Annotated in this window: 12 protein-coding genes and 1 tRNA gene; 1 reads left to right on the forward strand and 12 read right to left on the reverse strand. The window is 56.9% G+C overall.

Features of this window, described 5'->3' with window-relative positions; genetic code table 11:
* Positions 1–216 precede the first annotated feature (216 nt).
* Positions 217–1,500 (reverse strand): NAD(P)/FAD-dependent oxidoreductase, encoded by a 1,284-nt coding sequence (locus KL786_RS22040; protein WP_032859482.1) that lies wholly within the window; start codon positions 1,498–1,500, stop codon positions 217–219.
* 184 nt (positions 1,501–1,684) lie between these two features.
* Between KL786_RS22040 and KL786_RS22045 the strand changes: the two genes are divergently transcribed.
* Positions 1,685–1,761, forward strand: a tRNA-Val gene (locus KL786_RS22045).
* Between the two features lie 1,149 nt (positions 1,762–2,910).
* On the opposite strand, the gene KL786_RS22050 is transcribed toward KL786_RS22045, so the two are convergent.
* From KL786_RS22050 to KL786_RS22100, 11 genes are all read right to left on the reverse strand, one after another.
* Complete coding sequence (locus KL786_RS22050; RefSeq protein ID WP_235861023.1) at positions 2,911–3,594, reverse strand: tail fiber assembly protein; 684 nt, start codon at positions 3,592–3,594, stop codon at positions 2,911–2,913.
* Complete coding sequence (locus KL786_RS22055) at positions 3,594–4,673, reverse strand: hypothetical protein (RefSeq protein ID WP_092235842.1); 1,080 nt, start codon at positions 4,671–4,673, stop codon at positions 3,594–3,596. Before KL786_RS22055 ends, KL786_RS22050 begins: the two co-directional genes overlap by 1 nt.
* Positions 4,673–5,248 (reverse strand): YmfQ family protein, encoded by a 576-nt coding sequence (locus tag KL786_RS22060; protein ID WP_092235845.1) that lies wholly within the window; start codon positions 5,246–5,248, stop codon positions 4,673–4,675. The genes KL786_RS22055 and KL786_RS22060 overlap by 1 nt, the downstream gene beginning before the upstream one ends.
* Entirely contained in the window at positions 5,245–6,315 is a 1,071-nt protein-coding gene (locus KL786_RS22065; protein ID WP_092235848.1) for a baseplate J/gp47 family protein, read from the reverse strand. The genes KL786_RS22060 and KL786_RS22065 overlap by 4 nt, the downstream gene beginning before the upstream one ends.
* 1 nt (position 6,316) lies before the next feature.
* Positions 6,317–6,667 carry a phage GP46 family protein gene (locus KL786_RS22070; RefSeq protein ID WP_092235851.1) on the reverse strand — a complete coding sequence of 117 codons (351 nt, stop codon included), beginning with the start codon at positions 6,665–6,667 and terminating at the stop codon, positions 6,317–6,319.
* A gap of 390 nt (positions 6,668–7,057) precedes the next feature.
* Positions 7,058–7,600 (reverse strand): phage baseplate assembly protein domain-containing protein, encoded by a 543-nt coding sequence (locus tag KL786_RS22075; protein ID WP_092235854.1) that lies wholly within the window; start codon positions 7,598–7,600, stop codon positions 7,058–7,060.
* Positions 7,600–8,739: a phage baseplate assembly protein gene (locus tag KL786_RS22080; protein ID WP_235861026.1), complete on the reverse strand. Its 1,140-nt coding sequence runs from the start codon at positions 8,737–8,739 to the stop codon at positions 7,600–7,602. The genes KL786_RS22075 and KL786_RS22080 overlap by 1 nt, the downstream gene beginning before the upstream one ends.
* Entirely contained in the window at positions 8,723–10,093 is a 1,371-nt protein-coding gene (locus tag KL786_RS22085) for a DNA circularization protein (protein WP_092235857.1), read from the reverse strand. Before KL786_RS22085 ends, KL786_RS22080 begins: the two co-directional genes overlap by 17 nt.
* Positions 10,090–12,504, reverse strand: a complete 2,415-nt coding sequence (locus KL786_RS22090) for a phage tail tape measure protein (protein WP_092235859.1) — start codon at positions 12,502–12,504, stop codon at positions 10,090–10,092. Before KL786_RS22090 ends, KL786_RS22085 begins: the two co-directional genes overlap by 4 nt.
* Positions 12,505–12,681: 177 nt before the next feature.
* Positions 12,682–13,068 (reverse strand): hypothetical protein, encoded by a 387-nt coding sequence (locus KL786_RS22095; RefSeq protein ID WP_092235861.1) that lies wholly within the window; start codon positions 13,066–13,068, stop codon positions 12,682–12,684.
* Positions 13,069–13,072: 4 nt separating this feature from the next.
* On the reverse strand, positions 13,073–13,444 hold the full coding sequence (locus KL786_RS22100) for a phage tail protein (protein ID WP_092235864.1): 372 nt from the start codon (positions 13,442–13,444) through the stop codon (positions 13,073–13,075).

The following is a 13,444-nucleotide window of genomic DNA, read 5'->3' on the forward strand; positions in this document are numbered from 1 at the left end:
TACCGGCCTGTCACGCCGGGGGTCGCGGGTTCGAGTCCCGTCCGCTGCGCCATATCTGTTCCAGGGTCCACTGAACACCCTGAGAGCGCCAAGGCAAGCTTCATGCTTGATTGGATCGATAGCAAAGACCCTGGTCGAAAGACCGGGGTTTTTTGTGTCTGCGATTTGATGGTGCGCCCTGTAGGAGTCGGCAAGCCGGCCCCTACAGGGTGTCGATCAGAAGCCCAGCTTGTCCCGCAGCCCGTAGTACCACGCGCCCAGCGCCGCAAATGGGGTTCGCAGCAGTTGGCCGCCCGGGAACGGATAGTGGGGCAGGTCGGCAAACGCATCAAAACGCTCGGCCTGGCCTTTGAGGGCTTCGGCTAGCACCTTGCCTGCCAGGTGGGTATACGTCACGCCATGGCCGCTACAGCCCTGGGAGTAGTAGATGTTGTCACCCAGGCGCCCGACCTGAGGCAGTCGCGACAGGGTCAGCAGGAAATTGCCGGTCCAGGCGTAGTCGATTTTCACATCCTTCAATTGCGGGAATGCCTTGAGCATCTTCGGGCGGATGATCGCTTCAATATTCGCCGGATCCCGCGCGCCATACACCACGCCACCCCCGAAGATCAGGCGCTTGTCGCTGGTCAGTCGGTAATAGTCGAGCAAGTAGTTGCAATCTTCGACGCAGAAATCCTGGGGCAGCAGGGTTTTAGCCAGTTCATCACCCAGAGGTGCCGTGGTAATTACCTGTGTGCCGCAAGGCATCGACTTGGCTGCCAGCTCAGGCACCAGGTTGCCCAGGTAGGCGTTGCCGGCGACGATGATGAATTTGGCCTTCACCTTGCCTTGGGCGGTGTGGACGACAGGGTTGGCGCCGCGCTCGATACGCACCGCTGCAGACTGTTCGTAGATCGTGCCGCCGAGGGACTCCACCGCCGCCGCTTCGCCCAATGCCAGGTTGAGCGGGTGGATATGCCCACCGCTCATGTCCAATAGGCCGCCGACGTAGTTCTCACAGGCCACCACATCGCGGATGCGCCGCTCGTCGAGCAACTCCAGCTGAGTATGGCCATAGCGCTCCCACAGGCGCTTCTGCGACTCCAGGTGACCCATGTGCTTGCTATTGAGCGCGGCAAATACACCGCCGTCCTTCAGGTCGCACTGGATCTGGTATTTGGCGACCCGTTCACGAATGATCCTGCCGCCTTCAAACGCCATTTGCCCCAATAGCTGCGCCTGCTGGGGACCGACACTACGCTCGATCACATCGATATCACGGCTGTAGCTGTTGACGATCTGCCCACCATTGCGCCCTGAAGCCCCGAAGCCCACCTTGGCGGCTTCCAGTACCGTCACGCGAAAGCCGCTCTCCAGCAGGAACAGTGCACTCGACAACCCGGTATAGCCGGCGCCGATCACGCACACGTCGGTTTCGACTTCGCCTTGCAGGACCGGCCGGGGAGGAACCGCATTGGCGGACGCGGCGTAATACGACTGGGGGTAGGGGGTGTTCGCCATACTGGAACCTCTGTTTTATATTTTTTACGAGTGCGCCGATCCTACCTGAGTTGAAAATCCCCTGCCAGCCACCCGGGAAAAGCAGCTATACCGATCAAAAATAAAAAATTCGCATATTCATAGGCTTAGCTGCAAAAAAGGTGTTGACACCCCTCGGGAATTCCGTAGAATGCCGCCTCACAGCAGGCACGTAGCTCAGTTGGTTAGAGCACCACCTTGACATGGTGGGGGTCGTTGGTTCGAGTCCAATCGCGCCTACCAAACAAAATCCGCTCTGCTGGGCGGTCTAGAAGGGCTCACCGAAAGGTGGGCCCTTTTTTGTTGTCTTGGATTTCATGCAGAGCGTTCACAAAATATCGGCTTCGTTCGCATTGGGTAATGTGAACGCCACGAGCGTCCTGTTATCCGCGCCAGTGCCATTGCCGATCAAGCAGCCTTGAGGGCGCGGCACAAGTATGTGCTGAAGCTCTGCCCGTAGCCCCTCAACTCAAAATGAATAAAGCTTGGTTGAGCTTTAAGAGTGGCGATGGCTTCGGCAACTTACAGTTGCGGTTGAGAACATTCGCACGACCTCAAGCCATGTAGGAAAACCAGAATGGGGGCTCAGTCTAAGCCGAAGTCCGTTTTTTTCGACTTTATGGCGGGAAGTTTCGTTATGGTGAACTAAAATTTGCATCAACCATGGCCTCATGGCGATTTGGCCGGCCAGTCAGTAAGCGCAAAAAAGCCCTGAATTCACCTAGGGTTCGGGGCTTCAGATTATGTTTTTCACCTATTGGGTTCACTTGCTTACGGAATGCTTCCCATCATTTTTTCCGTAGCGTCGTATGGTCAAGTAGGCCCTGACACCAAGCAGGGCAAGGCAGAAAATCATGCCTAAGATAAATTGAAATGTGGTCATGTCACTCCTCCAAAGCAACCAACCTTTAATTGTCTAATAAGTAATTTAATTATTCTACTGATATGGTGTCTCTTATTGTTTCAGGTCGATGATTTAATTTATTTTTGATTGGGTTGTGCACAGTGGGTAGGGTGCCGGAGGAGGGCGGTTGCTGTAGCAATATACAACTTTAAGTTATTGCTTCTTATAGGGTGTGTTGAGGCGCTTTAGAAATGTATTACATGTTTTTTATTATTAATAATTGGCTTGGAAGAACTTGGAAGTCACCTCGATAGGAGGGGCATCGCGGTTACCAAACAAAATCTGCTGGGGAAGGCTACAAAATTAACTGTGAAGGGTGTCTTGACTCTAATGTTGCTTCAGGGTTTTTAATCTTGAAACACACTCAATTGGAGACACACTCATGAGCTTTTTCAAGCAGATGTTAGGTGGGCACCACAATCGCGGGCTGTAAGCGCGCGTCGGATTTGGCACCGCGTTGCACGATGATTGGCACGGCCTATTCGGGGTCAACCTGCTGAGTTTTGCGGGATGATTGGCACCTCAGGCCACTCGATTTTCAGGGGATAACCCTGTTGCTCATGCACTCGGTTCAGGGCCACCCGATACTTCTTCCAGGCTTTGAGTGCTGCAACCTCTGAATCGGTCGCATCATCAATATCTACGGCGTCCTGAAACGGCCTGATTGCGTAATCAGCAATGGCGCGTCGGCTGGCGATTACGTTTTGAGCTTCCTCAGCCGGAGTGGGCATTGGAACAACTCGTTCCTGATATTCCGTGACAGGCTCACCCGCTTCAATCTTTGCAAGGACTTGCTCGTAAACCTCGGGGGTCTCTAGCCTTGTGGCGTGATATGGAAGGCCCTTGTAAATGACAACGTAGCTTCCATCAGTTCGGCTTTGGATATTCTCAATCGTCGGCTCTGGCACGGAAGGCTTCAATTCATCAGAAGTACTCGACCCCAGATATTTTTCGACTTTCGCCCCAGCCTCTATGCTCGCAAGGACCAGGGTGTATAGCTCGGGTGACTCCAGTTCTACGACATGATGGGGCGCCCCGTTATAGGTCACCATATAGCTCCCATCGGACACCCTCTGGATATTCTCGATAGTAGGCTCTGCTGGGACTCCCACCAGATCGCGGGCGATGGTTACATTTGACGACCCTACAATCGCCACTTTCTTAGTCGTCATTATGCAATCCTCCATGCAAAACCATTTGAACTGTTTGTGAATCCGACAGTTGTTCCACCTGTCGTCACCCCAGCACCACTTTGAGCAATCACCCCGACGTTGTTGTAGCTAACGACAAAGTAAGCCCATGTCCCACCCGCTGGAATAGCTCCCGACCCGCTCAGGCCCACCCACTGCCCAGTGACAGGCTTCATGAACGAAGTGAGCGTGTGAACATCTGTGAGACCGTAACCAGCAGCGGTTGATGCCCTGTCTGCCTTGAAAACGAGTTTGTAATCAACATCAACGGCACGATACGAGTCCGTGATTCGATAGTCGGCCAGAGTGGTTCCCCAATTGGCCTTGGCATCCAGCCTGTAGTCCACGTCGACTACACGATAACAGTCAGTAATTCCATAGCCTTGTATGGTCGTTGCTTTGTCGGCCTTGCCGGACAGACCATTAATTACGTCAGTCGCAAAATTTGGGTTGTTGTTGAGCGACTTAGCAAGCTCTTCAATCGTATCTACAGCACCGGGAGCGGCACCGATCAGTCGAGCAACCTCTCCGTTGATAAGTGCTTCGACCTGCGTTTTAGTAAAGGCATCGTAGATGCCATGCCCCGCTAGCGTGGTTGGTATTCCAGTCAGACTCGAAAAGGAGTGGCCGTGATTTGCAGGTGCCAAGAGGAAATTGGTGCCGGTCGATGTCTGGCGCATGTAGGGTTGTGCTGGGTTGTCGCCAGCAAACCCAATGGTATCGGCCCAATCCCCATTAATCTTGCCATTCAGCTTGTGGTCGATATCGACGGCACGATAGGTATCAGTAATGCCATAGCCACCAAGCGTGGTTGGCTTGTTCAGCAGCTTATTAAAGTCAGCTGCTGACCCTGCCAACGCGCTGACAGCCTTGGACAGTTGGGTGTCATCGTTTTTATTGAGATTCAGCCCAGCAGCGAGAATAACCGCCACAATCTCTCGCTGAATGGCGTTCAGCCAAGCTGCCTTGATCAGTGTCGCGTCTGCCCCAGCTTGTGGGTTGCCCTCGGTAAACTCGCCATCAGCATTCGCGGTGCTGGTGCTGTCGCTGATCTTCTGCATTAGTTGTCTCCGTAACCGAACAGCAAAATGGACTCGGCGGGCTTCATCTGGCCCAGCCGACACTCCAGGGCTCTGTTGCCCCAGACGGATAAAGGATCGCCAGCGCCCGTAGCACCGGCCCTGGCATAACTCACCGTTACGGCCGGAGCGTTAACCCGCCAGGTGAAGTCCCAGTCAGCACCGTTGATGGGGTCGCCAGCTCGCGCTATGCCAACTCGCGCTGGTCGGAATGTGGTGATGGTGATGTCGTAGCCCAAAGACTTAGCCAGGGCGATAAAGAAGGATTTACTTTGGCCTGCACGGCCAGGCAGCTTGCTAACAACGGCCTTTACACGTTGGCCGACAGTCTGGGCTTGGCCGAGCAGGCAGGGGTCGGGCAAGGCCAGCACCCGCTCCCAATCGGCAAGCCCTTCGCCGGAATCGGGAAAAATTGTGTTGTAAACCACGTTTGCCTGGGCGTCGGCCAGGTCCATGGCATTGGCTTCGGCCTCAATGGTGGCTGACAGGTAAGGCGCCGACCCGTCATAGGAAACAGGCGGCAGCAGCAACCGGAGCTGATCGGCGAGCGTGGTCATTCCAGCAGGCCCAAAATGATGGTGCCGGGGCGAATCCAGCCAATAAGCGCCGGGTCATCGGACGCTTTGACGTTCCCGGCTGGAGCAGTGACAGCACGGTCCAGGACGCCAGCCAGGTTGTTGATCATGGCTTCGATCTGTGAGCGTTTGAGGGGCTCGCGGGGCTTTAACGCGCCCAGAAGGACGTTGTAAGCCTTTTGCGCTGCGGCCTGCACTTCGGCCAGAGTGAAGCCTGGGGCTAGTTCAATTTTGGCGGCGGCGTTGACTACGCGGATAGTTGGCGCGTAGACCCATAGGTCGGCGATCACTGAGCACTGGTCTTGTATATGTGCCAGGCATGCCGCAATGACCTCGGCCGAAGGGTTACCAGAGCTGGCGGTGATGACTACATCAACGGTGCCGCCCCCTCTACGCAGGGGGATAGGCAGCGCGTCGGCTACTCCATCGACCTCCAACGCCCAACGACGGTAGTCATAGGCCGCACCACCGGCCGGGGGCGACTGGATGATGTCCAGGTAACGGGCCAGCAGGGATTCAACTGTCTCCCGTTCTTCGCCGCCCGTAGTCTTGCCGATGAAAGTAGCGGCCGCGTCCATGCCCAACGGCGGGCTGGTTAGCACCAGGGCGCCCGTCAGATCGTTGAGTGCAACACCGACGGTTTGGGCTTCGACCAGGACCGAGGCAGTGCCATCGGTGCCAATGTTCGCGCTAGCTTTGGCGGTGAACAGTTCGCCCGTGACAACGTGTTTTAAGGTGGCACCAAGCAGCAACGGTACGCCGGGCGTGCCTTTGAGTGCAGCCGTACCGGTGGCCGCTACGGGGTCTTTTTGTAGCACCCCCCTAAGCGCGGCCGCGTGGACCAGTTCCTCTTCGTCGGCAGTGTCCGGGAAAATCTGGCGGTATACCCAGGCCAGCTTCTGATATAGCCCCTCAATAGCCGAGGCCACAGCGGCCGAGCGTACATAGTTGTCGCTGTCGGGGCCGATATCGGCTTCGGTTTGAAGGTTGCGAATGTCGCGCAGGATGCCGCGCAGAATCTCGTCCAGGCCGGGGGCGGTATAAGCCATGTCAATTCACCCTTACAGGTTGGCGAAACACCTGCGGATTGCCGGTGGCGTCGGTGATGTCGATTTGCAAGTGAAGCCAGCCGTTGTGGGGCTGCTCGACGGTGATGGTGATGTCTTGGGCACGGCCGTCATCGAGCAGCGGCTGGAGCGCCTGCTCGGCGTATTGTTTGGCGAGCTTGCCGACCCGTGGCAGGTCTTTGGAGCGTTTCAGCTCATGCAGGCGGGAGCCCACGGTGGTGTCTTTCCACCAGGTGCCGATGGGTGTCATGAGGCGGATATAAACGGCGTTGCCCAGCGTATTGATACGCTGGCCCGTCAAGTCGCCAGTGGTTGGGTTTATGCCTGCGTCCATAGGCTGGCATAGTGGCGCGCAGTCTTAGAAAACTGAGTATCAGCGGGGTTTAAGAAAGGGCCGCATCTAGGAAAGAATGCGGCCAGCAAGCAGTCAGTTAATTTAGCCGGAGGTGGAGTTGTTCTGTGACATTAAGCTGCTCCTGCAAGCAGTACCTTCCACCATCAGGCGCAGGCACTAGTTTGGCGTTGGGTTGAGCCCTTCCTGCCGCACTCACAGGTACCAAACCTACGACTTCGCCATTCTCTAAAACAGCCCAGGAAGCGACGCGATGGATGTTTAGATCACCATCCGCTCCCGAAACATGCACCCAGCCCGAACACGGTGAAATTTGCACAATTTTTGACATGACGAATCTCCATTGCTGTGAACATTCGACGTTAGCACAGCTTATTGCTGTTGACCTGGTACTGGCCCGCCGCCGTGGTTATGACCGTTGTAGATAAGTCGATCCGCCTGCATGGTCCGGGTATGGTCCGCAATTTCTCCCGTCGCCTTAACGTCCTCGCTCATTTCGACCAGGGGCGTTTCAAAGCGAACCTTGGTCGTGGCCTTGACCACCAGCGTGTCGGTTTCAATCTCGATCAACCGGCCGCGCTTCATGTGGATGTAGTCACCTTCATCGGTGTAGAGCGCAACTTCGCCGTCCTTGAGTACGACGCGATATCGCCCATCTTCGCTGGCGATGACAACCACATGTTTACTGTTTCCACCAATGGGGAGAGCGATAAATTCAGCGCCAGGCAGCGGGGCCGAGGTAAACCCGTAGTACTGCATCTGCTCGCCGGAAACCGACTCGCCCGCTAGGCCTTCCATTTCGATGCCAATCAACTTGCCATGGGTGTTGCGTGCTGCCGTGCCACGGAAGGCCTGGCGTACGCTGCTCATCACTCTACTAACCTGCTCGCGCACCAGGCGCGCCATATTGCTCATCATGCGTTCCTGATAATTTCGACCAACTCAGCGTCCGGGTCAGCCTTCTTACCCTTGCCCTTGCGCTTCTTGGTCGGGTTGCCATCCAGCACCCACAACTTATCCTCGCGCAACCGCAACTCAGTGATGCGCCCTTCACTACGGGTCAGACGCAATGTGCGCGACATCAAAAAGTAGGTCGCATCCAATCCATGAGGTTCGCTACGAACAATGACGCGCTGGCCTGGGCTCCAGACCTGGCCGTTATCGGCACGGTGGCCCATCACCACTGCGCGGATCTCGAAACCTTCCAGGCGACTGTCGGCTAGCAGCTTACGACCGCGAGTGGTCGCCATGTCCTGGTTCTCGCTGGAGCTATCAATGACCACCTTCGGCCGGAAGATCCCACGACGGGCCAGGGTTTCGTCCTGGATGACCGAACGTAGGTGGGCGCGCTTGCTGTCCAGGCCGTCATTGTCGTACTGCCCATGCTGGCCCAGGACGGTGATCTGGCTGTACCGATTGGCGATGGAACGCCGCACACTAAGGCGCTGCACGTTATTGCCGACACCGTCTTCGCGCATGATCAGTGTTCCTACTGGCGCCGCGTTGTAATCCGGCCCGCCAATGATCAAACGCCCGTCAGGCTCGACCCACGGCCACAGTCCATTGGCCTCGGCAACCTGGAGCAACGCCTCCCACGCACTCTGGCCCGGTTCGATCTGCACACGGCGCCGGGTCTTGGCCTGAGCGGCGCGGATCTCGACCTTGGTAATGCCCAGCGGTTTGACGACCTGGTCCAGGATCTGTGCGAGTGTGGCTTCGCGCATCGAGACGAACGGCGCCGAACAGTCGACCAGGGGCGCCGCACGGTCTCGGCCGGTGATACGCATCGAGATACCCTGACGGGAGATGTCGTGTTCAAACTCGTCTATTTGTCCCGTCAGCACGCGATCCTTACCCAAGGTCAGCGAGCATGGCGCGCCCTCGGCCAACACGCTGGGTAAGCGTGTGGCGTCCTTGGTATATAGCTCCAGCTCGAAACCATCAGACGCGATCAACAGGTCGGATTCAATCGACCAGCCATCCCATTCTTCATGGGCCAGGCCACCAATTGATAAGCGTATGGATTCTTCCAGAGCTTTATTTGGCGTAGGCACGCAGTACCTCCCCGGCTTCGATGTTGTGGGGCGTTTTCAGGCCGGGATTGAGGCGGATCAACTCGGAGGCACGGGTATGGTCGCCGTACCAGCGATGGGCCAGCAGGCGCAGGCTCGCTGGGGTTTCAACCACACGCTCGATCATGGGCGGGCTTTGCAGGATGACCTGGCGGGCGCGGGCTTGGATCAATGCGGCGACGTTACGCAACGCCTCAATGATCGGCCGGGCGGTCTCCACGTCGTATAGGTGACGTTGCAACAGTATGGATGACTGCACCAGGGAGCGCACCAGGTTAACCAATCCCTCCAGTTCCAGTGGGCTCAAGGTCGGTGTGTCGGCTTCGTCCTCGATGACGGAGGCGACCGCCTGCGCGTGGGCCAATGCCAGTTCAGTGATGACCAGGACGACCAGGGCGAAACCGCTGGCGATCACCGGATCATCCGGCATGCCGATTGGCAGTAGTACCAAACCGGTGCCGGTGTTACCTGGCACGCCTTCGACCAGCAGCTCGACGGTCGGCGCTACGCCTTGGCGGGCACCGATCAAAAAGCCGCTGCCTGCACGGGCGGCGTCGGCCGTCAGGCTGGCACTGCCAGGCAATGCGGCGGGCACGCCAGATCTGGCAAGCAGTGCTGTCGACGAACTGGGGGTACTGCCCTGGATCGCTGCGCGGATCTCTGAGGGCGTGCGCATCAGGTCCACCAGCGGATCAAAGGCCCCCGACGGCCGTTTAGCCATCGACCCAATGCCAGACACCACACCGAGGATCTGCGAGCGCAATTGTTGCAGACGCAGACCAATGCCTGGCAGGCCCAGAGCCTTTTCGATCAGGCCAACCCAGCCGCCACCGATCCACGATTGAATCTCGCCGACCAGGGAGTCAATGCGCCCGAACAGATCAAAGATGCCATCCTGCCAGGTGTATTCGTCCTCAAGCCCCAGCACGCCGATATCGACGAACTCAAATTGCCGCTCAAAAAACGGTGCATCGGGCGTGTCCTCGACAAACAGGATGCTGATCTCAGCATAGTCGGGACGCTCGGCGTGGTGTTTAACCTCGCCGGTATTGCTTACGACATTTAGGCTGCCATAGATCGGGTGGATCAGTTCGCCCGTACCTGGAGTGTTTAGGGTACGGAGGATGTTCTGGAGTTCGATCTCGTAATTGACACCGAACACCACCACTTGCATGGGAAAGCGTCGGGCGCCACGGCCCAAGTCTTTGACCCGGTCGCCGTCCTTGAACGGCGTCCCATGCTCTGACAGCGCACGCTGCCATTGCATGCTTTCGCTTTCGATCTGGAGCGGAACGCCGCGAAAAGAGGCGTCCAGCAGGTTCTCTGCCCAGCTCATCCGCCGCGCCTCATCTGAACACTGGTTCGGCGCTCGACCTCGGCCTGGAACATGTGCGAGTCAGTGCGAACTTCAATGACCAATGGTTGAGCGAGCAAGGCACGCAACCGCTCCTCGGCGGCTTGTGCGGCAGGATTGGCACCGGCTGCACCAGGTGCAGCGCCATTGGGACCAAAACCCGGCATACCAGGAGCATTACCGCCTGACAGTGGAGTAGCCAGGCGCTGGGCCTGGGCAGCCAACCAGTTGGACGGCTGGCTGGTGCCAGATTGCGACATCATGTCCCGCAGTTGTTGTTGGGCGGTGAAGGTTTCGGCGCCCGCTGCCAGGGCTCTATTGGCGATACCTTGCGCCCAGGTGTTGGCGCCGTTGACGGGCAAACCCGATGCTGTCAGGCCAGTTTCATGGTGCGCCAGGCGCTGGGCTTCCGTGGACAGCCAGCCTTGTGACTGGTCGGGATTCTGTTCCGCAAGGGCAATACGGTTGCGGTAAAAAGAAGTTTCATAGACGCGCTGGTCATCATTGATCAGCTTGTTACGGGGCACCATGGCTAGCCGGTCTGCATCGGTGTTCTGGCCGGTTGAGCCTCCGAGTTGGGTCGCCGTAACCCCTAATGCAAGTGGTGCCAGCCATGGGGTGATAAAGCCACCGGGCTTGCCCTTGGTTTTATCCGAGTTAGAACCGCTCGGCAGATCTGGCCCGCCAATGCCACCCAGAGAAGCAGCAGGCCAGTTGGTGACAAATACAGATGTAACGCCCGTGGCTTCTTCCAGCACCTTACCCACAGCAATACCTTTTAAGGTTTCGGGACCGCCCATGAACTTGTTGAGCAACGCACCTGCACCCGCTTTGGCACCGCGACCGGCGTAGTAGCCTCCAACACCAAGTGCAGCACCACCGGCAAGCATTTGCTCGCCAGAAAGGTTCAAATCATCGAGCAGATACGTACCCATATCGGCAAACCCTTTATTCAAGGGTGTTGCCATCCGGTCGATAGCTTCGGCCAACGTTGCTTTCACTCGCGCCGCCGTACCGCTTGCGCTTTCGGTGTTCTCCTTCAAATCCTGATTGAATATCGGAGCAGACTTATCAATCGTTCTTGAACCGGATTTGAAGTCTTCAAGGCGCTCACCGGTCAACATACTGCGCCAACCGCGAACCGTGTCTTGATCCATACCTTTGAATACAATCCCCATGAACTTTGCGCGCTGCTCATCAGTTTTCATGGCTTCATACTTGCGCTTCACGTCGCCGAAAACATCTTCGGGGTTACGGGTGCTTTGATCCTTATTAAAAAACTTTACGCCTGTTGACTTAGTAACTTGATCTCGATACTGCTTATTCCCGAAGACCCGCAAAGTAGACTCGGCCAAAGTGCCCAGGCGTTCGGGTTGTTTTTCAACCTTGGATAAACTCTCTGTAAATGCCAAGGCCTGAGATAGCGACATACCTGCGGCATTGGCAGCACCACCGAGCTTTGGAAACAGGCTGGCAAGGTTCTCCAGTTCAGCGCTACCCAACCGACCAGCCACAGTCATCTTTTGCAGTAAGTCGAGCGCAGCATCTTTCTTGTTCAAGTCGATGTTGAATGCCGATGCCCCCGTCATAAGAGCATCCCCTAGCACAGCCGGGTCGGCATTAGTAACAGCAGTGGCTTTGCCAATGGCATCGGCGGCGTCTTTGGCAGCATCGTAATTAACTCCTGATGCAATCAACGTATTGAAACCGATGTCTACGCCAGTACGCTCTACTCCATAGTCCTTGGCAATCCTGAAGCCTTCGGTTTTCCATTCGTTTTTTTGTGAACCTGACATATCTGCAGTTTGCTTAGTTTGAATCAGCATACGTTCCAGCACAGCGTTAGCCTTGAGGCCGGAGACCACACCAATACCAACACCCAAGCCAGCCAGTTGCCCCTGCATACTGCCACCCAACCCCTTGATGCGGTCGAACTCTTGGCGCACACCCATCGCAATGGTTTTCAACGTGCGAAGGCTACGCCCGCTGTTCTGAGCCATGCGTCGGAAGGACGTTTCCGTCCGATCAACACTCTGGCGCAGTGGCTGCACACCTTGACGATCAGCACCCATAAGTTCGGTTTTGGCATCACGCGCAGCCTTACGGGCGGCGGTGGCCATCTCCTTGAGTTCGGCGGATGTCTTGCTGACCTCGATGCGCGTGCCGGAACCTGCCTTCGCGGTTTCACGCATGGCACTACGGATGGTCTTATAACTGTTGGCCCCGACCTGACCCACTTTGGTGATGGCCGAGGATGCCTTCCAGCTTTCATCGGCCAGGGATTTCGCTCCCTCTTTACCGGCTTTGCGTAAGTCGCGGTTGATCTGCTCGATCTCACGCCGACTGTTGCCCGCATGGGCCTGGAAACGGAGCGCGACGCGCAGATCGGACATGGGAAACTCCCGGAAAGGGTCTTACTAGAATAGGAAAGGCCCGGTATCGAGCCTATCTTTTGGGTTTTGGCAACGCCTTGCGCTGGCGCTGGCTGACGTAGCGGGTGCCTTTGACCTTGCCGATGATCAGATCAATACGTGCGTCGATCTCGGCCCTGGTCATCTGGCGCAGCTCTTCTAGTCGGTAGCCGTGCCGGACGAAGGCGTGTTCGATTCGTCGCCAGTCGGTGTTGCCGCGCTCGGCGGCGCGAGCTTTTTTTCCAACTCGGCATCGGCGTCGGCGATGATGGCCAAGTCGCTTTCGGTCAACTCGCCCAGGAGCAATTCAGTTGTCAGCGCCTCGACGGGGATTTCGCCCAGGGACAACAATTGACGGCGGTAGACCTCCAGGGTAATCAGTTGAAAAGGCGCGCCTGGATGCAGCTCCTGTGCCGCGACTAGGTCGCCCGCAACAGGAACGCGCAAGGTAAAGGTCTTGTGGCGCAAACCAGCGTAATAAACGCCCATTCTCAACTCGCCGGTAATGCACAGGCCTTCCCAGCGCTTGCTCGGTTGCTCGGTCATTGGGTTATTCCGTGTAGTAGTTGAGAGCCGCGATGGTCAGGTCGCGGGTGGCTTCACCCTCTACTTGGTACTTACTGCCAAGGTCGATCAATGAGCAACCAGTCCAGGTCTCACGCTTACCGCCGCCATCCTGGGGATAGATCGTCAGCTTGGCATCCAACAGGGCACGCCAGTCCGGCTCACCATTTTTAGGAATAGCCACCGAGACTTTCAGCTCGTGATCTTCAATGCCCTTTGCCGTGCCGGTTGGACGGCCGCTGCGATTCATTGTCTTGACGATCTTGCGCCCGGTCTTGAGGCTCGGCTCGACGCTCACCACCTCATAGTCGGTGCCGTTGATCTCCAGGACGATCTGCCCTACATAGTTATCAGCCAT

The sequence above is a fragment of the Pseudomonas sp. TAE6080 genome, from assembly GCF_018732265.1.
Taxonomy (GTDB): Bacteria; Pseudomonadota; Gammaproteobacteria; order Pseudomonadales; family Pseudomonadaceae; genus Aquipseudomonas; species Aquipseudomonas brenneri.

What these genes read in the sequence shown, in the direction of transcription:
- KL786_RS22100 (WP_092235864.1), bottom strand. Translation starts at nt 13,444, where the DNA reads ATGGCTGATAACTATGTAGGGCAGATCGTCCTGGAGATCAACGGCACC.
- KL786_RS22065 (WP_092235848.1), bottom strand. Translation starts at nt 6,315, where the DNA reads ATGGCTTATACCGCCCCCGGCCTGGACGAGATTCTGCGCGGCATCCTG.
- KL786_RS22060 (WP_092235845.1), bottom strand. Translation starts at nt 5,248, where the DNA reads ATGACCACGCTCGCCGATCAGCTCCGGTTGCTGCTGCCGCCTGTTTCC.
- KL786_RS22090 (WP_092235859.1), bottom strand. Translation starts at nt 12,504, where the DNA reads ATGTCCGATCTGCGCGTCGCGCTCCGTTTCCAGGCCCATGCGGGCAAC.
- KL786_RS22085 (WP_092235857.1), bottom strand. Translation starts at nt 10,093, where the DNA reads ATGAGCTGGGCAGAGAACCTGCTGGACGCCTCTTTTCGCGGCGTTCCG.
- KL786_RS22070 (WP_092235851.1), bottom strand. Translation starts at nt 6,667, where the DNA reads ATGGACGCAGGCATAAACCCAACCACTGGCGACTTGACGGGCCAGCGT.
- KL786_RS22075 (WP_092235854.1), bottom strand. Translation starts at nt 7,600, where the DNA reads ATGAGCAATATGGCGCGCCTGGTGCGCGAGCAGGTTAGTAGAGTGATG.
- KL786_RS22050 (WP_235861023.1), bottom strand. Translation starts at nt 3,594, where the DNA reads ATGACGACTAAGAAAGTGGCGATTGTAGGGTCGTCAAATGTAACCATC.
- KL786_RS22095 (WP_092235861.1), bottom strand. Translation starts at nt 13,068, where the DNA reads ATGACCGAGCAACCGAGCAAGCGCTGGGAAGGCCTGTGCATTACCGGC.
- KL786_RS22040 (WP_032859482.1), bottom strand. Translation starts at nt 1,500, where the DNA reads ATGGCGAACACCCCCTACCCCCAGTCGTATTACGCCGCGTCCGCCAAT.
- KL786_RS22055 (WP_092235842.1), bottom strand. Translation starts at nt 4,673, where the DNA reads ATGCAGAAGATCAGCGACAGCACCAGCACCGCGAATGCTGATGGCGAG.